The sequence below is a fragment of the Demequina salsinemoris genome (genome assembly GCF_000974805.1).
GTDB lineage: Bacteria > Actinomycetota > Actinomycetes > Actinomycetales > Demequinaceae > Demequina > Demequina salsinemoris.
Window position 1 is genome coordinate 1 of the sequence record NZ_BBQZ01000002.1, and the last position, 21,664, is coordinate 21,664.

14 protein-coding genes, 1 tRNA gene and 3 rRNA genes are annotated in these 21,664 nt (G+C 66.9%); 15 read left to right on the plus strand and 3 right to left on the minus strand.

All coding sequences use genetic code 11. The features are described 5' to 3' along the window. The first annotated feature begins 280 nt into the window (after nt 1–280). The 13 genes from AOP78_RS03550 (at nt 281) to AOP78_RS03605 (ending at nt 17,213) form a co-directional block, all read left to right on the plus strand. Nucleotides 281–1,803: ribosomal RNA gene (locus tag AOP78_RS03550) — 16S ribosomal RNA — on the plus strand. A gap of 411 nt (nt 1,804–2,214) precedes the next feature. Next, nucleotides 2,215–5,314: ribosomal RNA gene (locus AOP78_RS03555) — 23S ribosomal RNA — on the plus strand. Between the two features lie 87 nt (nt 5,315–5,401). Continuing rightward, a 5S ribosomal RNA gene (gene rrf, locus AOP78_RS03560) occupies nt 5,402–5,518 on the plus strand. The 16S, 23S and 5S rRNA genes sit together here, the layout of an rRNA operon. A 123-nt stretch (nt 5,519–5,641) precedes the next feature. After that, complete coding sequence (locus AOP78_RS03565) at nt 5,642–6,928, plus strand: glutamate-5-semialdehyde dehydrogenase (RefSeq protein WP_062201722.1); 1,287 nt, start codon at nt 5,642–5,644, stop codon at nt 6,926–6,928. Nucleotides 6,929–7,024: 96 nt separating this feature from the next. Then, nucleotides 7,025–9,772 carry a cation-translocating P-type ATPase gene (locus tag AOP78_RS03570; RefSeq protein ID WP_083979810.1) on the plus strand — a complete coding sequence of 916 codons (2,748 nt, stop codon included), beginning with the start codon at nt 7,025–7,027 and terminating at the stop codon, nt 9,770–9,772. 73 nt (nt 9,773–9,845) lie between these two features. Then, complete coding sequence (locus AOP78_RS15355; protein WP_169748443.1) at nt 9,846–9,992, plus strand: hypothetical protein; 147 nt, start codon at nt 9,846–9,848, stop codon at nt 9,990–9,992. A gap of 2 nt (nt 9,993–9,994) precedes the next feature. Continuing rightward, the gene (gene nadD / locus AOP78_RS15405) at nt 9,995–10,585 is read left to right on the plus strand and encodes a nicotinate-nucleotide adenylyltransferase (RefSeq protein WP_236685286.1); all 591 of its coding nucleotides are present in this window, start codon (nt 9,995–9,997) and stop codon (nt 10,583–10,585) included. Next, nucleotides 10,578–12,548, plus strand: a complete 1,971-nt coding sequence (locus tag AOP78_RS15410) for a hypothetical protein (protein ID WP_062201728.1) — start codon at nt 10,578–10,580, stop codon at nt 12,546–12,548. Before nadD ends, AOP78_RS15410 begins: the two co-directional genes overlap by 8 nt. Further along, entirely contained in the window at nt 12,530–12,907 is a 378-nt protein-coding gene (gene rsfS, locus AOP78_RS15170) for a ribosome silencing factor (protein WP_369401074.1), read from the plus strand. The genes AOP78_RS15410 and rsfS overlap by 19 nt, the downstream gene beginning before the upstream one ends. Further along, on the plus strand, nt 12,904–13,530 hold the full coding sequence (locus AOP78_RS15175; RefSeq protein WP_062201732.1) for a histidine phosphatase family protein: 627 nt from the start codon (nt 12,904–12,906) through the stop codon (nt 13,528–13,530). The genes rsfS and AOP78_RS15175 overlap by 4 nt, the downstream gene beginning before the upstream one ends. Nucleotide 13,531: 1 nt before the next feature. Continuing rightward, nucleotides 13,532–14,173: a histidine phosphatase family protein gene (locus AOP78_RS03595; RefSeq protein WP_062201734.1), complete on the plus strand. Its 642-nt coding sequence runs from the start codon at nt 13,532–13,534 to the stop codon at nt 14,171–14,173. A gap of 64 nt (nt 14,174–14,237) precedes the next feature. Further along, nucleotides 14,238–14,310, plus strand: a tRNA-Ala gene (locus tag AOP78_RS03600). 335 nt (nt 14,311–14,645) lie between these two features. After that, entirely contained in the window at nt 14,646–17,213 is a 2,568-nt protein-coding gene (locus AOP78_RS03605; RefSeq protein ID WP_062201736.1) for an Ig-like domain repeat protein, read from the plus strand. 62 nt (nt 17,214–17,275) lie between these two features. On the opposite strand, the gene AOP78_RS03610 is transcribed toward AOP78_RS03605, so the two are convergent. From AOP78_RS03610 to AOP78_RS03620, 3 genes are read right to left on the minus strand one after another with little or no spacing between them, the layout of a single operon-like run. Next, nucleotides 17,276–18,175: an aldose 1-epimerase family protein gene (locus AOP78_RS03610; RefSeq protein ID WP_062201738.1), complete on the minus strand. Its 900-nt coding sequence runs from the start codon at nt 18,173–18,175 to the stop codon at nt 17,276–17,278. Between the two features lie 38 nt (nt 18,176–18,213). Then, nucleotides 18,214–19,062, minus strand: a complete 849-nt coding sequence (locus AOP78_RS03615; protein ID WP_062201740.1) for an HAD-IIB family hydrolase — start codon at nt 19,060–19,062, stop codon at nt 18,214–18,216. Continuing rightward, complete coding sequence (locus AOP78_RS03620) at nt 19,059–20,300, minus strand: multidrug effflux MFS transporter (protein WP_062201743.1); 1,242 nt, start codon at nt 20,298–20,300, stop codon at nt 19,059–19,061. Before AOP78_RS03620 ends, AOP78_RS03615 begins: the two co-directional genes overlap by 4 nt. A 65-nt stretch (nt 20,301–20,365) precedes the next feature. On the opposite strand from AOP78_RS03620, the gene AOP78_RS03625 reads away from it, so the two are divergent. Beyond that, complete coding sequence (locus AOP78_RS03625) at nt 20,366–20,833, plus strand: MarR family winged helix-turn-helix transcriptional regulator (protein ID WP_160297588.1); 468 nt, start codon at nt 20,366–20,368, stop codon at nt 20,831–20,833. A gap of 36 nt (nt 20,834–20,869) precedes the next feature. Then, nucleotides 20,870–21,631 carry an SGNH/GDSL hydrolase family protein gene (locus tag AOP78_RS03630; protein WP_062202547.1) on the plus strand — a complete coding sequence of 254 codons (762 nt, stop codon included), beginning with the start codon at nt 20,870–20,872 and terminating at the stop codon, nt 21,629–21,631. Nucleotides 21,632–21,664: the final 33 nt, after the last annotated feature.

Genomic DNA, 21,664 nt, shown 5'->3' on the forward strand with positions numbered 1-21,664 from the left:
TGGGTAAGATTGAAGGGTTGCCCCGAGCGAGGTCCTGGAGACGGGATTGAGTCGGTGCGCGTCCGAACTTTGAGAACTCAACAGTGTGCCACATAGTCGATGCCAAATTATTAATTCCCGGCATCTGATCACCTTCTTTGGTGGTTGGGTGTGGGATTCCTTTGGTAGATAACGAAATGTCAGTGATGTTTTGTTTGATGCCGGGGTTCGAACGCAGTCTTCGGGCTGTTTTCGTAAAAGGTTTCGTGTGATGATCTTTGGTTGTTGCACGGTTTGAACATTTACGGAGAGTTTGATCCTGGCTCAGGACGAACGCTGGCGGCGTGCTTAACACATGCAAGTCGAACGGTGAAGCGAGAGCTTGCTCTTGTGGATCAGTGGCGAACGGGTGAGTAACACGTGAGTAACCTGCCCCAGACTCTGGGATAAGCCTTGGAAACGAGGTCTAATACCGGATATGCGACTCCACCGCATGGTGAGGGTCGGGAAAGTTTTTCGGTCTGGGATGGACTCGCGGCCTATCAGCTTGTTGGTGAGGTAATGGCTCACCAAGGCGACGACGGGTAGCCGGCCTGAGAGGGCGACCGGCCACACTGGAACTGAGACACGGTCCAGACTCCTACGGGAGGCAGCAGTGGGGAATATTGCACAATGGGCGAAAGCCTGATGCAGCGACGCCGCGTGGGGGATGAAGGCCTTCGGGTTGTAAACCCCTTTCAGCAGGGAAGAAGCGAAAGTGACGGTACCTGCAGAAGAAGCGCCGGCTAACTACGTGCCAGCAGCCGCGGTAATACGTAGGGCGCAAGCGTTGTCCGGAATTATTGGGCGTAAAGAGCTCGTAGGCGGTTCGTCGCGTCTGCTGTGAAAGCACGAGGCTCAACCTCGTGTCTGCAGTGGGTACGGGCGGACTAGAGTGTGGTAGGGGAGACTGGAATTCCTGGTGTAGCGGTGGAATGCGCAGATATCAGGAGGAACACCGATGGCGAAGGCAGGTCTCTGGGCCACAACTGACGCTGAGGAGCGAAAGCGTGGGGAGCGAACAGGATTAGATACCCTGGTAGTCCACGCCGTAAACGGTGGGCACTAGATGTGGGGCTCTTTCCATGAGTTCCGCGTCGCAGCTAACGCATTAAGTGCCCCGCCTGGGGAGTACGGCCGCAAGGCTAAAACTCAAAGGAATTGACGGGGGCCCGCACAAGCGGCGGAGCATGCGGATTAATTCGATGCAACGCGAAGAACCTTACCAAGGCTTGACATATACCTTCTATCCCTAGAGATAGGGAGTGCTTTTAGCGGGGTATACAGGTGGTGCATGGTTGTCGTCAGCTCGTGTCGTGAGATGTTGGGTTAAGTCCCGCAACGAGCGCAACCCTCGTCCTATGTTGCCAGCACGTAATGGTGGGGACTCATAGGAGACTGCCGGGGTCAACTCGGAGGAAGGTGGGGATGACGTCAAATCATCATGCCCCTTATGTCTTGGGCTTCACGCATGCTACAATGGCCGGTACAAAGGGCTGCGATACCGTAAGGTGGAGCGAATCCCAAAAAGCCGGTCTCAGTTCGGATTGAGGTCTGCAACTCGACCTCATGAAGTTGGAGTCGCTAGTAATCGCAGATCAGCAACGCTGCGGTGAATACGTTCCCGGGCCTTGTACACACCGCCCGTCAAGTCACGAAAGTCGGTAACACCCGAAGCCGTCGGCCTAACCCTTTGGGAGGGAGACGTCTAAGGTGGGATTGGCGATTGGGACTAAGTCGTAACAAGGTAGCCGTACCGGAAGGTGCGGCTGGATCACCTCCTTTCTAAGGAGCATCTGGCAGTGGGTGAGTTTGTCTTGCCTGGTGTCCAGTACCCACATCTGATCTCGAATGTAGATCGGTGGGGCTCATGGATGGAACATCGACGGAGGCGCTGAACCAACGGTTTTGCTAGTACGTCAAGCTTTGGCTTGGCTGGAACGCTGATGATCGGTGGGTAGCGCGGTTGGCACACTGTTGGGTCCTGAAAGGTCGGACCGCTTGGATCCCTTCGGGGGTCGGGTGAACGATTCTTTCCGGGCTTGGTCTTGAGGGATACATCCTTGGGGCCGGCTGGACGGGCCGCACTGAACCACGAGAACCGTAGATCTGTTGATCTGCAGGCTGTGGTAGTAGGTGTGGGATCGGCCGTAGTTTGAGAACTGCACAGTGGACGCGAGCATCTTTGATATCTGTGGTCAAGTTTTTAAGAGCACATGGTGGATGCCTTGGCAGTAGGAGCCGAAGAAGGACGTTGTAGCCTGCGATAAGCCTCGGGGAGCTGGCAAACAAGCTTTGATCCGAGGATGTCCGAATGGGGAAACCCCGCTGGAGTCATGTCCAGTGACCCTCGTCTGAACACATAGGGCGAGTGGAGGGAACGTCGGGAAGTGAAACATCTCAGTACCGACAGGAAGAGATATTCCGTGAGTAGTGGCGAGCGAAAGCGGATCAGGCCAAACCGTATGCATGTCAAGCCGGCAGGCGTTGTGTATGCGGGGTTGTGGGACCTTTTAGACTGATCTGCCGATCAGTCAAGGAGTAAGAAATCCGCGTTGATAGTCGAAGGGCATTGAAAGGCCCGGCATAGAGGGTGTTACCCCCGTAGACGAAATCTCGTGGACTCCTGAGAGTCATCCCAAGTAGCACGGGGCCCGAGAAATCCCGTGTGAATCAGCAGAGACCACTCTGTAAGCCTAAATACTACCTACTGACCGATAGCGAATCAGTACCGTGAGGGAAGGGTGAAAAGTACCCCGAGAGGGGAGTGAAATAGTACCTGAAACCGTGTGCTTACAATCCGTTGGAGCCTCCCTAGATGGGGTGACAGCGTGCCTTTTGAAGAATGAGCCTGCGAGTTAGTGGTATGTGGCGAGGTTAACCCGTGTGGGGCAGCCGTAGCGAGAGCGAGTCCGAATAGGGCGTTTGAGTCGCATGCTCTAGACCCGAAGCGAAGTGATCTATCCATGGCCAGGTTGAAGCGCGGGTAAGACCGCGTGGAGGACCGAACCCACTTGGGTTGAAAACCGAGGGGATGAGCTGTGGATAGGGGTGAAAGGCCAATCAAACTTCGTGATAGCTGGTTCTCCCCGAAATGCATTTAGGTGCAGCGTTGCGTGTTTCTTGCCGGAGGTAGAGCTACTGGATGGCCGATGGGCCCTACCAGGTTACTGACGTCAGCCAAACTCCGAATGCCGGTAAGTGAGAGCGCAGCAGTGAGACTGCGGGGGATAAGCTTCGTAGTCGAGAGGGAAACAGCCCAGAACACCAACTAAGGCCCCTAAGCGTGTGCTAAGTGGGAAAGGATGTGGAGTTGCACAGACAACCAGGAGGTTGGCTTAGAAGCAGCCACCCTTGAAAGAGTGCGTAATAGCTCACTGGTCAAGTGATTCTGCGCCGACAATGTAGCGGGGCTCAAGTACACCGCCGAAGTTGTGTCATTCACACACTGCCTGGCCTTTTAGGTCCAAGCGTGTGGATGGGTAGGGGAGCGTCGTGTGGCGGGTGAAGCTGCGGGGTAACCCAGTGGTGGACGCTACACGAGTGAGAATGCAGGCATGAGTAGCGAAAGACGGGTGAGAAACCCGTCCGCCGAATGACCAAGGGTTCCAGGGCCAGGTTAATCCGCCCTGGGTAAGTCGGGACCTAAGGCGAGGCCGACAGGCGTAGTCGATGGACAACGGGTTGATATTCCCGTACCGGCGAAGAACCGCCCATGACGAGGCGGACGATGCTAAGTGCCCAAAGCCGGTGAACCCTTCGGGGGAATCTCGGTGGCGCGCACGAACCAGATCCGTAGTAGTCAAGCGTAGTAACAGGGGTGACGCAGGAAGGTAGCCGAGCGTGGCGATGGTAGTCCACGTCTAAGGGTGTAGGGCCAGCTGTAGGCAAATCCGCAGCTGACATGCCTGAGACCTGATGGTGACCGCATTAGCGGGAAATCGGTGATCCTATGCTGCCAAGAAAAACCTCGGCGCGAGGTTCTAGCCGCCCGTACCCCAAACCGACTCAGGTGGTCAGGTAGAGAATACTAAGGCGATCGAGAGAATCGTGGTGAAGGAACTCGGCAAAATACCCCCGTAACTTCGGGAGAAGGGGGGCCTGAGGCGTGAAGGCACTTGCTGCCGTAAGCGTTTGAGGGCCGCAGAGACCAGGGAGAAGCGACTGTTTACTAAAAACACAGGTCCGTGCGAAGTCGCAAGACGATGTATACGGACTGACGCCTGCCCGGTGCTGGAAGGTTAAGAGGAGAGGTTAGCCGCAAGGCGAAGCTTTGAATTTAAGCCCCAGTAAACGGCGGTGGTAACTATAACCATCCTAAGGTAGCGAAATTCCTTGTCGGGTAAGTTCCGACCTGCACGAATGGCGTAACGACTTCTCCGCTGTCTCCACCGCGAACTCGGCGAAATTGCACTACGAGTAAAGATGCTCGTTACGCGCAGCAGGACGGAAAGACCCCGGGACCTTTACTATAGCTTGGTATTGGTATTCGGTGTGGTTTGTGTAGGATAGGTGGGAGACTTTGAAGCTCATACGCCAGTATGGGTGGAGTCATTGTTGAAATACCACTCTGATCACTCTGGATATCTAACCTCGGTCCGTAATCCGGATCAGGGACAGTGCCTGGTGGGTAGTTTAACTGGGGCGGTTGCCTCCCAAAGAGTAACGGAGGCGCCCAAAGGTTCCCTCAGCCTGGTTGGCAATCAGGTGGCGAGTGCAAGTGTACAAGGGAGCTTGACTGTGAGAGTGACAGCTCGAGCAGGGACGAAAGTCGGGACTAGTGACCCGCTGGTGGCATGTGGAAGCGCCAGCGCTCAACGGATAAAAGGTACCCCGGGGATAACAGGCTGATCCTGCCCAAGAGTCCATATCGACGGCATGGTTTGGCACCTCGATGTCGGCTCGTCGCATCCTGGGGCTGGAGTTGGTCCCAAGGGTTGGGCTGTTCGCCCATTAAAGCGGTACGCGAGCTGGGTTTAGAACGTCGTGAGACAGTTCGGTCCCTATCCGCTGCGCGCGCAGGAAATTTGAGAAAGGCTGCCCCTAGTACGAGAGGACCGGGGTGGACCAACCTCTGGTGTGCCAGTTGTTCCGCCAGGAGCACGGCTGGTTGGCTACGTTGGGAAGGGATAACCGCTGAAAGCATCTAAGCGGGAAGCCTGTTTCAAGATGAGATTTCCATGGAGCTTGCTCCGAGAGGCCCCCAGCAGACCACTGGGTTGATAGGCCGGATGTGGAAGAGAGGACTAACGACTCTTGAAGCTGACCGGTACTAATAGGCCGATAACTTGACACACACTCAAGATTTTCGAAGTAATGCTACGCGTCCACTGTGCGGTTCCCGAAATACGGACGGGAACCCTGTCTGAAATTTCCATAGAGTTTCCGCAGCCATAGCGAGAGGGAAACGCCCGGTCCCATTCCGAACCCGGAAGCTAAGCCTCTCAGCGCCGATGGTACTGCACTCGCCAGGGTGTGGGAGAGTAGGACGCTGCGGAACACACACCTCACCGAAGGGCCGCCCCACAAGGCGGCCCTTCGGCATTTGTGCACCTGTTTCGACGTGCCCTTTCCGGTCCAGATCGCCTGGGTTTGGCTGGGGCCAGGCACCTAGACTGGCGGCATGACCGACACCGCAGTCCCCACCGACATCGAGAACGCGGTCCTCGACGCCTGCCGGCGAGCGAAGACCGCATCGCGAACTCTCGCGACCGCCACGCGCGCGACCAAGGACCAGGCATTGCACGCCATGGCTGATGCGCTCGTCGCGGAGGCATCCCGCATCGTCCAGGCGAACGCCATTGATGTCGAGCGGGAGCGCGTGGGCGGTATGAGCTCCGGTCTCCTCGACAGGCTGACACTGACGGAGGAGCGTGTCGGCGCGATCGCCGGCGCCCTCCGATTCGTCGCAGGCCTGCCTGACCCCATCGGTGAGGTCCGACGCGGCTCGACGCTCCCCAACGGTCTCCGCCTGCTTCAGAAGTCGGTGCCCATGGGGGTCGTCGGCATGATCTACGAGGCGCGACCCAACGTGACCGTCGACGCTGCCGCGCTGTGCCTCAAGTCCGGGAACGCAGCCGTCCTGAGGGGAGGCTCGGCCGCACAGGAGTCCAACGAGGTGATCGTGGACGTGCTCCAGGGAGCTCTTGCGGAGTGCGGTCTTCCTCGCGACGCCGTGCAGTCCATCGACGCCTACGGGCGAGAGGGCGCGAAGGTCCTCATGGGGGCCAGAGGGCTCGTGGACGTGCTCGTACCGCGTGGTGGGCACGGCCTCATCCAGACGGTCGTGCGCGAGTCGAAGGTGCCGACCATCGAGACCGGTGAGGGCAACTGTCACGTCTACGTCGATGCGTCCGCGCCCACGGAACGCGCCGTGGCGATCGCTGTGAACTCGAAGGCCCAGCGGGTCGGCGTCTGCAACGCGGCGGAGACGTTGCTCGTGCACAAGGACGCCGCGCCCCGCGTCATGCCGGCGCTGCTCAAGGCGTTGGCCGCGGAGAGCGTGGTCCTTCATGGTGATGCGGCGACCGCGGAGCTCGCGCCCGAGACCGTCAGCATCGTCGCGGCCACGGAGGAGGACTGGGCCACCGAGTACCTGAGCCTGGACCTCGCCGTGAAGGTGGTCGACTCGCTCGACGACGCCATCGAGCACATTCAGCGATACACGACGGGCCACACCGAAGCGATCGTCACCGACGACATCAATGCTGCTGAGGCGTTCTCAAGCCGTCTCGATACGGCCGCGATCATGGTCAACGCCTCCACACGATTCACCGACGGCGGCGAGTTCGGCCTCGGCGCGGAGATCGGCATCTCGACCCAGAAGCTCCACGCCCGCGGTCCGATGGGCCTTGGCGAGCTCACGACGACGAAGTGGATCGCCTACGGCGACGGGCACGTCCGTCCCTGACGCCTTGCGCGTCGGCCCTCGTACTCAACCGCGCACAGGCGCCCGACGAGTGTAGGTTCCCAAGTGTGGGGCCAAAGACGACCATCGGGGGACCTAATGACTGTGGCATCCCAGCAACGGGCATCGTGGTGGACGCTCACCGCATCTGAGGCGGCGGAGGCGCGGGACTCCAGCCTGGACGGGTTGACCAGCGCGCAGGCACAGACACGGCTCGCTGAGCATGGTCCCAACGCGCTCACAGCGGCCAAGCCTCCGAGCGTGTGGCGCATGGCGCTCACACAGCTCGCCGATCCGATGAACCTCATGCTCGTCGGCGTGTGCGTCGTGTCGGCGGTCATCGCGGAGACGTCGACCGCGATCATGATCGGCCTCCTCGTCATCGCCAACGTCTGGTCCGGCGCGGCCCAGGAGCGCAAGGCGCAGGCGAGCGTGGATGCGCTCGCCACGATGCAGGTCCCCTTGGTCCGGGTGCGCCGTGACGGCGCCGTCGTCCAGATACCCGCCGTCGACATCGTCCCTGGCGACGTCATCGAGCTCGAGGCGGGAGACATCGTGCCCGCGGACGCGCGCCTCGTCCGTTCGAGCACCCTCGAGGCTCAGGAGGCCGCGCTCACAGGAGAGAGCGCCCCCGTCGAGAAGAACGCGGAAAGGCACCTCGACGTTGATACCGCCCTCGGCGACCGCGTGACGATGGTCTATCAGAACACGTCCGTGACGAGGGGTACGGCGACCGCGCTCGTCGTCGAGACAGGGATGGGCACGGAGATGGGAGCCATCGCCACCATGCTCACGGGCGTCGAGCGAGTCCAGTCGCCGCTGCAGAAGGAGCTCGGGTCGCTCACGAAGGTGATCGGCGCTGTCGCCTGGGGTGCGGTCGCGGTGATCGTCCTGCTGGGGCTCAGCCGCGGGGACTCGTTCTCCGACCTCATGTTCCTCGGCACCGCGGTAGCGATCTCCGCGATCCCCACGGGTCTGCCGACCTTCGTGCAAGGCATGCTCGGATGGGGGTCGCGTCAGCTCGCGGAGGCGAAGGCCATCGTCGCCTCGCTGAACGATGTGGAGACGCTCGGCGCGACGAGCGCGATCTGCTCCGACAAGACCGGAACCCTCACGATGAACCAGATGACCGCACGGTCGATCTGGGTGGGCGGTCGCACCTTCACGGTGGACGGGGCCGGATACTCCTTCGATGGCGCGATCCGCAGCGCCGATGGCGAGCCCGTCGACGCGCGCGGTCCTCTGGCCTACGCCATCGCGCTTCCGAACGACGCGACGGTGTCACCCGATGGCGTCGTCGTCGGCGACCCGACCGAGGCCGCATTCGTGGTGCTCGCCCACAAGCTCGGAGTGGATGTCGCCGAAGCGCATCGGAGGTTCCCTCGCGAGGCCGAGGTGCCGTTCGACTCCGACTACAAGTTCATGGCGACGTTCCACCACGTCCAGTGGGAGGGCAAGCGCAGGCTTGTAGCCGCAGTCAAGGGGGCTCCTGACGTGCTGCTCGGCAGATCCACCCACGCTGTAGGCGAGGACCGGACCGTCATCCCCGTCGTCGACGTCGCCGACGCCGTCACGCAGGAGATCGAGCATCGCTCCTCGCAGGGGTTGCGCACCTTGGCGCTGGCGCTCAGGATCGTCGACGAGGACGTCGAAGAGGCGGCCCTCGCCGATCCGATGTCTGCGATGCAGGGCCTGATCTTCGTGTGCGTCGTCGGGATCGTCGACCCGTTGAGGCCGGAGGCGGCGCGAGCGGTGGCAGAGGCGCATGAGGCCGGGATCACGGTCCGCATGATCACAGGAGACCACGCGGTCACCGCGGCGGCGATCGGTCGGGAGCTCGGGCTCGAGGGCGGCGCCGTGACCGGTGCCGCCCTCGCGGCGATGGACGATGCCGAGCTCGACTCCCGACTCAGCGGACTCTCGGTCTTCGGGCGGGTCACGCCGCAGGACAAGCTGCGGCTGGTTCAGCACCTCCAGCAGCAGGGAGACGTCGTCGCCATGACGGGCGACGCGGTGAATGACGCCGCCGCCATCAAGCAGGCCGACATCGGAGTGGCGATGGGCAGCGGGTCTGAGGTGACCAAGCAGGCTGCCAAGCTCGTCCTCACCGACGACAACTTCGCGACGCTCGTGCATGCGGTCAGGCTCGGACGCGTCGTCTACAGCAAGATCACGAACTACCTGACCTTTCAGATGGCGCAGCTCATCGCGCTCGTGCTGCTGTTCCTCGCCGCGAGCGTTCTCGACGTGAACGGTGGCGTCGCGTTGACGCCCGTCATGACGCTCGTGCTCAACTTCGCTGTCGTGCTGTTCCCCGTGCTCATGATCATCATGGACCCCGCCTCCGGGGGCCTGATGCGGCGCGCTCCGCGTGACACCGCAGACGGCCTCTCCAGCTCGGGTGCGCTCGTGCGGTGGTTGATCTACGGTGGAGCGCTCGCGATCGCCGCGCTGGTCCCTCTCCTGGCGCTCGAGAGCGAGCTCGCCCCGGATGGCGGTGCCTCTCAGCCGATGACCATGGCGTTCGTGATCGTGTCCTTCGCGACGGTCGGGACGGGAGTAGCCCTGCGCCGCGATCCCGAGTCGGGCATCCGCGGGCCCTGGGGTGCGGTCGGAAGGCTCGCACCGTGGCCCGTCGTGATGACGGTCGCCGCGACGGAGCTGCCCTTCCTGCAGGGCTGGCTCGACACCACCTCGCTGACCGGCGGGGAGTGGCTCACGTGCCTCGTGCTGTCGTGCGCCGTGGTCGGCGTCGTCGAGCTCGACAAGGCGCTACGCCGCAAGCGCGCGCCCGCACCCGCGGCGAGCGAGGTCGCGGAAGTCGTCTCGCCCGCACGCGCCCGATGAGAATGGCGTGTGAAGAAGCCTCCCGTCGGCGCCAGCGCATGGAATACTGATCTCCGATGAAGGAGGAGTCACTGTGATCTTCACCGAGGTTGCCCCGGTCGCCGAGGCCGTCCACGAGTCGAGCATCAACGCACCCGCCATCGGGTTGCTGGCGTTCGGCGCACTCGCAGGTCTGCTGCTGATCACGTACTCCTTCCGGAGCCTGGGCAGCCGCCACTGACCGTGGCGGGCACCCGAGTCGGCGTTCTTGGCGGGACGTTCGATCCCATCCACCACGGTCACCTGGCCGCGGCCAGCGAGGTGTGCGCGGTGCTCTCGCTCGATCACGTCCTGCTCGTACCGACCGCCGCGCAGCCGTTCAAGGAGCCTGGCGCGCCCGTTGACGCCACACACCGCCTCGCGATGTGCAGGCTCGCCGTCGCGCACGATCCGCGGCTCGAGGTCTCGACGGTGGACATCGATCGAGGGGGCACGACCTTCACGATCGACACTCTCGAGGACCTGCACGAGCAGCTTCCTGGCGTCGAGCTCTATTTCATCGCGGGGGCCGACGCGCTCGCACGACTGTCCGAATGGCGCGACGCCGACCGTCTCCTGTCGCTTGCGCGCTTCGTCGCGGTGACTCGTCCCGGGCATGCGATGTCCCCCTCTAGCGGCGCGTATGCGGTGGTAGAGGCGCCTGCGCTCGATGTATCCTCGACGGATGTCCGGCGACGGGTCGGAGAGGGGCGACCGATCCGCTACCTCGTTCCTCATGCCGTTGCCGATTACATCGAAGAGCACGACCTGTACATCGGAGGGACGGATGACTGACTCAGGTGCGCCCCTCTCGCGGCGCGAGCGACGTCTGCGCGCGGAACGCGCCGCCGCAGCCGAGTTCGACGACCTCGCCACGAGCCAGACCGCGGCGATCGGCAGGGACGGTCGCCCCCTCACGCGCAAGGAGCGCCGTGCTCTCGAGCGCGCGCAGCGCCCGATGGAGACGTGGACCGCCGAGGAGGAGATGCTCGCGACCGGGCAGCTCCCCGCGATGACGCCCGAGGCTGTTGCGGCGGAGGAGCGCAACGCGCGGGAGCGCGCGGAGCAGGCGGCCCGCGAAGCAGAGGCGGCTTCGGCGGAGCTGCGCCGAGCGGCAGAGGAGCCTTCGTCTGAGGCTGAGCCCGCCTGGTCGCCTCCGGCTGTGAGCGCGCCCTCGCCTGAGGCCGCCACCGAACCTGAGAGTGCGGAGGCCTTCGAGCCTGTCGAGCCCGTCGACGCACCCGAGGGCGCGGCCGAGCCCGTCGCCGCAGCCGACGAGGCCCACGGGCCCGAGGCCGGACGCGCGGTCGGCGAGCAGCCGCCGGCCGAATCCGCGGCGGCTGAGGTGCCCGCCGCTGCGGCGGCTCTCCAGTGGCCCCCGATGGAGACCGCGGCCCCCACTGCTTCGCAGTTCGAGTGGCCTGTGCACACGTCCGCGCCCAGCGCCGAGGAGCCGCCCACGGAGCCGATGCACGAGCCGCTGGTCGGCGACGCGCTCGTGGAGGACTACGAGGGTGTCCTGAGCGCGCAGTCGGGCGAGGATGCTGACGACGCGGCGCGACAGCCGTTCACGGGTCTGGCCCGCCAATGGCACAGCCCCATCGAGGAGTCTGCGGGTCCGGCAGCCGACGTGGCACAGCCGGAGGGCGACAGCGCCACGCCCGAGGAGCTGTCTGCCCAGCAGGGCTTCGAGGCTGAGCCGACGCCGGCGCCTGCGGCCGAGGCCGAGGCCGAGGCCGAGACTCCGACGGGTGCGCTCCCGGCGAGCCTGCTTGGGCTGTTCCCGCCCGGCTCCCCGCAGGCAAGGATGATGGAGGAGGGCGCAGCGCACGCGCGCGCCCAGGCCGCCGCGCCGATGCAGCGCACGCCGCTGCCCCCGCTGACTCCCGCGAAGGGACAACCTGCCACTGAGCCGGCCGCGGAAACCGCTGAGCCCGTCGCCGAACCTGCGGCCACCGACGTCGAGCCTGCTTGGGCGGGCGCCGAAGCACCCGGCGATGCGCGGGGCCTCACGCCCGAGACAGCCGCGCTCGAGCAGGCGCTCGCGGCGGCCGCGAGCCCCGCGGAGCCCTCCGGGGCGGACGCCGAGGCGTCCGCCGCGACTCCCGACGAGGCTCCTGAAGGGGCTCCCGAGGCCGGGCTCTCTGCTGCGGGGGCATGGGCCTCCGCGGTGGCCCTGAGCTCGGACACGGTCGGCCACGCGGCCCGCGCCGCTGGCGAGGCCGTCGCGGAGAGCCGGGGCGAGCCCGCGCCCCACGACACCGAGCTCCCCGCCGAAGTCTTCGGCGACCCGGCGGCTGCGACCATCACACCGCCGGCAGCGCCGCACGCGTTGACCGCGACTCACGGCGACGACGCTCCGACGCAGGCCTTCCCTCCGGTGACCGCCTTCGGCACCTCCCCGGCGCGCGCCCAGGGCGAGGCGCCGTCAGTCTGGGACACACATCCGCTCATGGGCGGCAGCACGGACTTCGACCCGGATGAGCAGCTCGCCGCCGGCGACCTGCCGATGCCCGACCTGGCCGCGCTCGAGCAGGCGGCCCACCCCGCAACCTCTACGGCCTCGCAGGGAGAGCCCGCAGAGGGACTGACCGCGGAGCCCGTGACCGACGGCATCGAGGTGCCGCGCAGGGAGGTCCCGCAGCTTGAGCCGAACGAAGGCGCTCGCGACATGCGCTGGGCGCAGCTGCTCGTCCTCGGCGCAGTGGCGTTCGTGCTGGGCCTCGTCGCCTACCAGGTGTGGGTGCGTGGCCTGTGACGGCATCGTCCCGCGCCATCGCGCTGACCGAGGCGGTCGCTCGCGCCGCCGCCGAGAAGAAGGCCGAGGAGATCATCGCCCTCGACGTCTCGGAGCACCTCCCGCTCGCCGACGTCTTCGTGGTGGCCTCCGGCACCAACGAGCGTCAGGTCACGGCGATCGCCGAGGGGATCGAGGAGGCGCTGCTCGACGAGGGCGCCAAGGCGATCCGCCGCGAGGGCATCCGCGAGGGGCGCTGGGCGCTCATGGACTTCAACGACGTGATCGTGCACGTGATGCATCAGGAGGATCGCGCGTACTACGAGCTCGAGCGGCTGTGGAAGGACTGTCCGGTGGTGCCGCTCCCCGAAGAGCAGTGACGCGCCTCCACATCGTCCGCCACGGTCAGACGGACTGGAACCTCCAGAACCGTCTCCAGGGCTCCACCGACATCCCGCTGAACGACACCGGGCGCGCCCAGGCCGCCGCTGCATCGTCCGGGCTGCTCACCCAGCTGGGCGACAGCCCGACCATCGTCGCCTCGCACCTGTCGCGCGCGATCGAGACCGCCGAGATCCTCTTCTCGGGCCTCGGCGCCCCGATCCACAAGGACCCGCGCATCGGCGAGCGCTCGTACGGCGTGTGGGAGGGCCTCGAGGCCGACCTGCGGCAGGTGCACCACCCCGAGGAGTACGACCGCTGGAAGGCCGGCCTGGAGCCGCGCATCGAGGGATACGAGACGCATGCCGAGCTCGCCGCGCGGGCCGTCGCCGCCACCGAGGAGTGGGCGGCGCGCGTGGACGCCGCGGGTGGGGGAGACCTCGTCCTGGTGTCGCACGGCTCCACGGGACGGATGCTGATCGCCACGCTCGTCGGCGCGCCCGTCACCGGCCGCGCGATCGGCAACCTCGAGAACGCCTGCTGGTCGCGCCTGGTTCGCTCGGGCGACGGCGGCTGGTCGCTCGACCGGCACAATGTCGGCGCGGAGCCGGTGAGGACCTGACGTGACGACGCTCATCCTGCTCAGGCACGGACGCACCGACTACAACGTCTCGGGGCGGCTCCAGGGCAGCCTCGACGTGCCTCTCGGCGAGGCTGGCCGGACACAGGCCCGGGCTGCGGCGAGGCACCTCCGTCACGCGTACGGCGCGCCCGACGCGCTGCTGTCGTCGCCGCTCCTGCGCGCGTTCGACACGGCTCGTGAGATCGGGGCGGCCGCAGGAGTCGCGCCCACGGCCGACGCGCGCCTCACCCAGCGCTCGTACGGCGCCTGGGAGGGGCTCACCTGGGACGACGTCCGTGAACGCTGGCCCGAGCAGTATGAGGCGCGCATGCGCGGCGAGGACCCTGAGATCGAGGGCTGGGGACGCTCGGCCGAGGTGGGCGCGCGCGTCGCCGCGTGCCTCGAGGAGGCCTGCCGCGGCAGGCGGCTCGTGACGGTCGTGAGCCATGGCAGCGCGCTCATGCTCGGCGCGCTCAGCCTTCTCGGCCTGCCGCCCCTGTCGACGGCTCTGGGCAAGCTTCCGCACGGGCACTGGAACGTGATGACTCGATCGTCCACGGGCGTCTGGTCGATGGAGCGCTACGGGATCGACCCCTCGGGCGCTCGGCTGCCCCGCGGAGCGGAGGCTCAGGACGGCGATTAACACTTTGCCGTGGATGTGGGGTAAAGTCTTACTCGCTCTTAGGAGCACCGGATCGCAAGATCTTGGGGCTGTGGCGCAGCTGGTAGCGCACCTGCATGGCATGCAGGGGGTCAGGGGTTCGAGTCCCCTCAGCTCCACGTGGTGTGGAGACAGCACCGCAGAAGCCGCCCTTCGGGGCGGCTTTTCGCGTTCCCGGCCATGCTGCGCGTCGTGCCCGTGGAGCCTGTGCTGACCGATGCCGTACATGAGGTGCGAGGGCCGTCGGCGCCAACTATGACGCGGAAACGAGTCGCGAGCGCGAATAATCACAGCGGCTCCCACTGCGCCGAGCGGCAGTGCTTCACTTGCGCCCATGAACCGACCACGCCGCCTTCCGCTTCGCTCCATTGCAAGCATTACCTTGGCCTTTGTCCTTTCTGCCGGGTATGTCACGGCCGCCGACGCGACCGGCACTGAGGGGGTTGACGGGCAGATGCTCGACGTCGTCGCTGACACCGAGGGCGACGGCACCCACTCCCAGGTCCTTGTCGAGGAGGACGGTGAGGTCACCGAGGTCTCCGACGAGGCGCAGACCGAGGACATCCCCACCGGGGCCTCCGTGGAGGCGACCGTCGCGGCAGGCGAGGTCGTCGCGGCCACCGTGACCGAGGAGGTCGCCGCGACCGTGACGATCGCCGCGCACCACGCCTACGTGGTCGCCATCGACGACTCGTCGACGACCACCGACATCTCCCTCGCCACCGCGGTCGCCGACGCCCAGTGGGGCGCCGACTACTGGGTGGCCGAGTCCGATGGCGCGATCTCGTCGTTCGACATCGCCGGCTCGACGACGCTGGCGATGGCCGGGTCCTGCTCGCAGAGCGCGAGCGGTCTGTGGAGCGCTGCGGCCGCGGCATACCCGGGGGTCAGCTTCACCTCGGGGTACAACCACCTGATCGTGTACACGCCCAGCGGATGCTCGTACGGGTACGCGGGCCTCGCGACCGTGGGCTACATGGCGGCAGGAGGCTACGTGCACATCGCGACCGTGCTCGAGTCCGTCGTGGCGCACGAGCTCGGGCACAACCTGGGTCTCGGCCACTCGAACCTCGTGGTGGGGAACCCCGCCTCTCCGACGGGAACCTACGAGTACTACGGCGCCTACGGCCCGCAGGCCGCCGCGATCGGCGCGTACGCGCCGGGGGCGCTCGACGCCGCGTACAGGACCTTCCTCGACCTGCCGGGCATCGCCACCCAGACCCAGGCGGTCGCCGTGCCGACGACCGGGCCCGCGACCCAGACTGTCTCGGTGGTGCCGACGACCACGACGTCCGGCACGAATGCGCTCAAGATCGTGGATCCCTCGACCGGCGGGTCGTACTTCGTCGAGTACCGGGCCGGGCAGGGGCTCGACTCGAGCGCCTTCTATGCCAACGGGTACGCGCACCTGATGGCGTCCAGCAAGAACGTGACGTACGAGCCCGGCGTGGTCGTGACCTGGATGAACGGCTCGAACGCGCTCAGGGTGATCGGCACGGCGACCTCGTCGTCCACGCTCGACTCGTCCTTCCAGCCGGGAGACTCGTACGCCGAGCCGACCGGGCTGTTCTCCTTCACCGTCACATCGGCGACGTCGTCGGGGGCGACGCTGAACCTCACCGTCGGGCGTCCGCTCGGCAAGGCGTCCACGAGCACCCTCACCGCATCGTCCCCGTACGAAGGCTCCGCCGGCTCGGTGAGGGTCAAGGTGACCTCGACCGTATCGGTGTCCGGCTCCGTCGACCTGTACATCGACGGCGCCTTCTACGCGACGAAGGCCGTGTCCTCGTCGTATGCCACGTTCTCGTCACCGACCACGCTCGGCGTCGGCGACCACACGCTGCGCGCGGTCTACTCGGGCTCCTCGACGGTCGCAGGATCTGAGGTATCGGGCACCCTCACCGTCAAGGCGAAGAGCAGCAGCGCGGTCACCATCACCTCCGCGACCGCCGTGGTGGGCACCGCGGGCGCAGTCGCCGTGAGCGTCACGAGCGCGACCACGCCGTCGGGCACGGTCATGCTCTACGTCGACGGGGTCAAGGTCGCGTCGAAGTCGCTCTCGTCCGGCAAGGCATCCCTCTCCACCCCGTCGTCCCTCGCGCTCGGCAGCCACGCCCTGCGCGCGGTCTACGTCGGGTCCACCTCCGTCGCGGGATCCGAGACGACCGGCACGCTGACCGTGTCGAGCACGTACACGTCAGCGACGACGATCTCCGCGACCAGCCCCTACGAGGGATCGTCTGGAGTCGCGACGGTGACCGTCGCCCAGACAGCGGGAACCGCGACCGGCTACGTCTCCCTGTACGTCGACGGAGTCAAGGTGACCCGCAAGGCGCTCTCCACCGGGATCGCGAAGTTCTCGCTGCCCCGCACGCTCTCCGTCGGATCGCACGCGCTGAGCGCCGTGTACGAGGGATCCGCCAAGGCCAAGGCCTCCACCGGCACCGGCACGATGACGGTCCGGGCGAAGAAGGCCTCGTCCGCGACGGTGACGGCCGCGAGCGTGTACGAGAAGTCGGCGGGCAAGGCGTACGTGAGCGTCACCTCCTCGGTGACGGCGAGCGGGTACGTGTACCTGTACGTCGACGGGGTCAAGCGATCGAGCGCGTCGCTTCGCTCCGGCAGCGCGGCGCTGACCATCCCGAGCACGCTCACGGTCGGCACGCACGCGCTGCGCGTGGTCTACGCGGGCTCGACCTCCGTGGCGTCGACCTCGGTGACCGGCAGCGTCGTCGTCAAGGCACGCCAGGCGACCTCCGTCACCGCGTCCGCGTCGACATTCACCTACGGCACGTCGGGCAAGTTCGTGGTGACCGTGACGGGCCCGACCACGCCGAGCGGCACGGTGACGCTGCGGGACGGCACGTACGTGCGCAAGGTGACGCTGTCGTCGACCACGGGCAAGGCGACGATCACGATGCCGAGCACGTGGGCGCGCGGCACGCACAGCGTCACGATCACCTACAACGGCGCGAAGACGCTGGCGCCGTCATCCACGACGAAGACCGTGACGGTGAACTAGGTCCTGGAGACGACGAGGCGGGCCGACCCTTCGGGGTCGGCCCGCCTCCACGCGAGATCGCGTCAGCTGAGGCGCATGCCCCACGTGAGCGAGTGGGACTCGCCCGGCTCAAGGGTGATGAGGCGCTCGCCCGTGCGGAACGCGTCCGCGATGCACGACATCGGCTCGATCGCGACACCCGCGCGGTCGATCGACGGGAAGTCGCCGGTGCAGATCTGCCACGCGGTGGCCTCGGAGTCCGCCCAGATCTCGGTGACGGCGCCGTCGCCCGCCGTGAGGCGGCACCACGAGCGGCCCTCTGCGTCCAGGATCGGGTCGACCCACGCGTCGTCGAAGGACACCCCGTAGAGGCTCGTCGCCTCACGGATGTCGAACTTGCCGTCGACCGGCACCGCGCCCGTGGGCAGCAGGCGGTCGTCGACGGTGACGTTCGAGGCGGCGGTGAGCTGGATCGAGCACTCGTCGAGCGATCCCTCGCCGGGCGCGAACCATGGGTGGAAGCCGACGCCGTAGGGCAGCGGGCCGTCGCCCTCGTTGCGCGCGGTCGTCGTGATGGTGAGCCCGGCGTCCGACAGCGAGTACGCCGTGGTCAGCGTGAGCTGGAACGGGTAGCCGGGGCTCGCCGGCAGCTCGAGGGCCATCGTCACCGAGCTCGGGCTCACGCTGTCGACCTCCCAGCGCTCCCAGCACGCGAGGCCGTGCAGCGCCGTGCCGCGGTCGGGCTCGGAGATGGGGACCTGGAGCTCCTGGCCGCCGAAGGTGTAGACGCCGTCCTGGAGGCGGTTGGGCCACGGGGCGAGCACCATGCCGTTGAAGGCGGGCGGGAGCTCGTCGGCCTCGAACGGGACGACGACGTCGCGGCCGCCGACCTTGTACTCGCGAAGGGCCGCGCCGACGGCGGCGATGGTGGCGACCTGGTCGCCGTGGGAGAGGGTCACCTGCTGACCGGACTTGGGTGTCATGGCTCGACGGTACCGCCCCGCGCGGGGTGGGCGCGACGTCAGCCGGGGATGAGCCCGAGCTCCGCGAAGGCCGTGGCCAGGCCTGCCTTCTCGGGGCCCGCGCACGTGCGGTCCGCGACCGCGAGGAGCTCGTCTCGAGCGCCCTCGATCGCGACGCCCAGCCCTGCGAACTCGACCATCTCGATGTCGTTCGGGCCGTCGCCGAAGGCGATGACGTCCTCGCGTCCCAGCCCCAGGTGGGCGATGACGCTCTCGATTCCCGTGGCCTTGTGGACGTGCGCCATGTACAGCTCGCCGGCGCGGTCGCCCATGCCAGGGATCGAGCTGCCGATCACGCCGAGGTCGGGGCCGATCTCCGCGGCGATGTCGGCGAGCGGGGCGTCCGCGTGCATGACCGTGACCTTGCCGATCCGCACCTGGTGCAGGTCGTCGACGATCGTGAGGTGGCTGAGGACCTGGGCTCGCGCCTTGCCGTGCTCGTCGGCCTTCTTCATGTGGTCGGGCATGTGGTCGTCGACCGTGTCGACGGCGAACTGATGCGCGTACGTCGCGTCGGGGGTCTCGAGCCAGTACACCCCGTGGTGCGCGTCGAGCGCCGTGAGGGTGCGCGCGGCGAGGTCGTCGGGGAAGCGCAGGTCCAGGAGCACCTCGCCTTCGACGGTCACATGCGCGCCGGCGGCGGCTACGATCCCGTCGAAGCCCGCCTCGAGCATCTGCGGGAAGATCAGCGACACCGGGCGCCCGGTGCACAGGAACACCTTGTGCCCGGCCGCCCGTGCCGCCCGCACCGCGTCACGGTGCTCGGGCGGCACGGTGCCGCGGTCCGCGTAGGTGCCGTCGATGTCGAGGAAGACGGCCTTGGGGCTGGAGATGGCGCTGGATGTCACGCGTCGAGAGTATCGGCTCCGCGACCGGCCGCGCGAAGCGCGACGTTGGCGAGGACTGCAGCCGCGAGCATGACGATCGCCATCGGGAGCGCGGTCCCCTCGCCGCCGACGCTCACGAGCGGTGCCACGAGGCCCGCGAGGGCGAACTGGCCGAGGCCGAGCGCCGCCGAGGCCATCCCGGGAGCCTCAGGCGCGGAGTCCAGCGCGAGCGCCGTGGTGGATCCGAACACGAGACCGAGCGGCGCGATCGCGAAGGCGACGGGGATCATGAGCGTCCACGCGGGAGCGGACGATGCGGCCACCGCGACGAGCGCCACGACGGCGATGAGCGTGATCGCGAGGCCGACTCCCGCGAGGCGGCGGGTGGGCACCCTGCCGGTGAGGTTCGCCGCGATGGCGCTCGTCACCATGATGAGCAGAGCGTTGAGCCCGAACGCGAGACCGTACTGCACGGTGCCGAGCCCGATGAGGTCCTGGTAGACGAAGGGCGAGGCCGAGATGTAGGCCATCATCGTCGCGAAGGCGAATGCGAACGCCGCCGTGTTGCCCAGGTAGGCGCGGTTGCGCAGCGCGGACAGGCCCATGCGGGTCTCCTGGCGCACGGTGAGGTCGGAGTGGCGCTTCTCCGCGGGGCGGGTCTCGGGAACGAGCGCGATCACGGCGACGACGCACGCGAGGCCGACGACCGCGAGCACGCCGAGCAGTCCGCGCCAGCCGATCGTGTCGGCGAGGAAGGAGCCGAGCAGCGGCGCGACGACGGGAGCGACGCCGCCGACGAGCATCATGAGCGTCTGGGCCTTGACGGCCTCGGCCCCGTGAGCACGGTCGGCGATCACGGCGCGGCCGATGACCATGCCGGCGGCGCCGCCGAGGCCCTGGAGCACGCGCAGGGCGATGAGGAGGCCGATCGTCGGCGCGAGCGCGGCGCCCACGGAGGCGAGCAGGAATGCGACGGTGCCGACGAGCAGCGGCACGCGGCGTCCGACGCGGTCGGACAGGGGGCCGAAGACGACCTGGCCCACGCCGGCGCCGATCATGAAGGCCGTCAGGGACAGCTGGACGCCTGCGCTCGTGGTGGAGAGGTCCGATGCCATCGTGGGGAAGGCCGGAAGGTACAGGTCGGTGGCGAGCGGGGTCACGGCGGCGAGGAGCGCGAGCGCTCCGAGCATCGCGGTGCCGACGGCCTTGCTGGGCCGTGCCGGCGCGTGGGCGCGCGCGGTCGTCGTGGTGTCGGTCATGGTCCCTCCCATAGTTATGAAGACATAACTATAGTACAATAACGAAAACGTGAAGGAGGTCAATGGTGACCGAGACAGTGACGGCGGCCGAGGCCGGCGCTCAGGCGCATGCGGATCTTGCGGACCTCGCGGCCGCGGTGCTCGTGCTCGCGCGCAGGATCCATGCGGAGGAGGCGCACGCCGAGGGCATCGTGCGGCTCAGCGGGGTGGAGGTGCTGGTCATGCACCACATCGATCGTCATCCGGGGGTCTCTCCGTCAGCGGTGGCTGCCGCGGTCGGCCTCAAGGCGAGCAATACGAGCGCGGCGGTGCGCTCGCTCGAGGCGCAGGGGCTGCTTGAGCGTCGCAAGGCGCAGGCGGACGCCAGGTGCGTCGAGCTGTGGCCCACCGCGCGGTCGGCCGAGAACCTCGCGTCGCTTCGCGACCTGTGGAGGGGTCTGCTCGCCCCCCACGTCGATGACCTCGCCGCCGCGGGCGTGGCGACAGCCTTCCTCGAGCGCGTGGACGAGGCTCTGACAGGGCCTGCCTCGTGAGCCTCGGCCTTCCGCGGCACCGATATCGTGGCCCTCATGCGTTATGTGGCAATAGGTGACAGCTACACGGAAGGTGTAGGGGACGAGCTCGAGGACGGGTCCGTCCGCGGCTGGGCGGACATGGTCGCCGTCGGCCTCGCGGCGGCGACGGGGGAGCAGGTCCACTACGCGAACCTCGCCATCCGCGGACGCCTGCTCGAGCCCATCGCGACCGAGCAGTGCGACGCAGCGCTCGCCCTCGACCCTGGGCCCGACCTCATGACGGTCGACGGTGGCGGCAACGACATGCTCAGGCCCGGGTGGGACATGGGTCGGATGATGGATCTCACCCGCCGCATGATCGACCGCACGGGGGAGGCGGGTGTGCGCCTCGTGATCCTCACCGGAGCCGCCCCCTCCATGCAGATGCCGCGAGCCGACACGATGCTCGGGCGCGCGCGCGACTTCACCGATCTCGTCATCGACCACGTCGCAGACCTGCCGCACGCGAGCGTCGTCGACAACCTGGTCGATGAGGAGATGCGTCGTCCTGGCTACTGGGCCGACGACCGCCTCCACCTCAACGCGCTCGGCCACTCCCGCGTGGCGGCCCGCGTGCTCACCCACCTGGGCCACGAGACGCCGCTTCCCACGTGGGACGGGGCCGGGGTGGCGGCGCGTGGCGTGACCGACGAGCTGCGCTACGCGCGGCGCTATGTGATGCCGTGGATCGGCCGCCGTCTGACGGGTCGCTCCTCGGGGGACGGGCGTGTGCCCAAGCACGCGGACTGGGCGCCGGTGCCCGCGGCCGTCGACTGAGGCGCGCCAGCCCTCCTCCGCGAGCCCACCGCC

What these genes read in the sequence shown, in the direction of transcription:
- AOP78_RS03570 (WP_083979810.1), top strand. Translation starts at nt 7,025, where the DNA reads ATGACTGTGGCATCCCAGCAACGGGCATCGTGGTGGACGCTCACCGCA.
- AOP78_RS03630 (WP_062202547.1), top strand. Translation starts at nt 20,870, where the DNA reads ATGCGTTATGTGGCAATAGGTGACAGCTACACGGAAGGTGTAGGGGAC.
- AOP78_RS03610 (WP_062201738.1), bottom strand. Translation starts at nt 18,175, where the DNA reads ATGACACCCAAGTCCGGTCAGCAGGTGACCCTCTCCCACGGCGACCAG.
- AOP78_RS03565 (WP_062201722.1), top strand. Translation starts at nt 5,642, where the DNA reads ATGACCGACACCGCAGTCCCCACCGACATCGAGAACGCGGTCCTCGAC.
- AOP78_RS03620 (WP_062201743.1), bottom strand. Translation starts at nt 20,300, where the DNA reads ATGACCGACACCACGACGACCGCGCGCGCCCACGCGCCGGCACGGCCC.
- AOP78_RS15410 (WP_062201728.1), top strand. Translation starts at nt 10,578, where the DNA reads ATGACTGACTCAGGTGCGCCCCTCTCGCGGCGCGAGCGACGTCTGCGC.
- AOP78_RS03605 (WP_062201736.1), top strand. Translation starts at nt 14,646, where the DNA reads ATGCTCGACGTCGTCGCTGACACCGAGGGCGACGGCACCCACTCCCAG.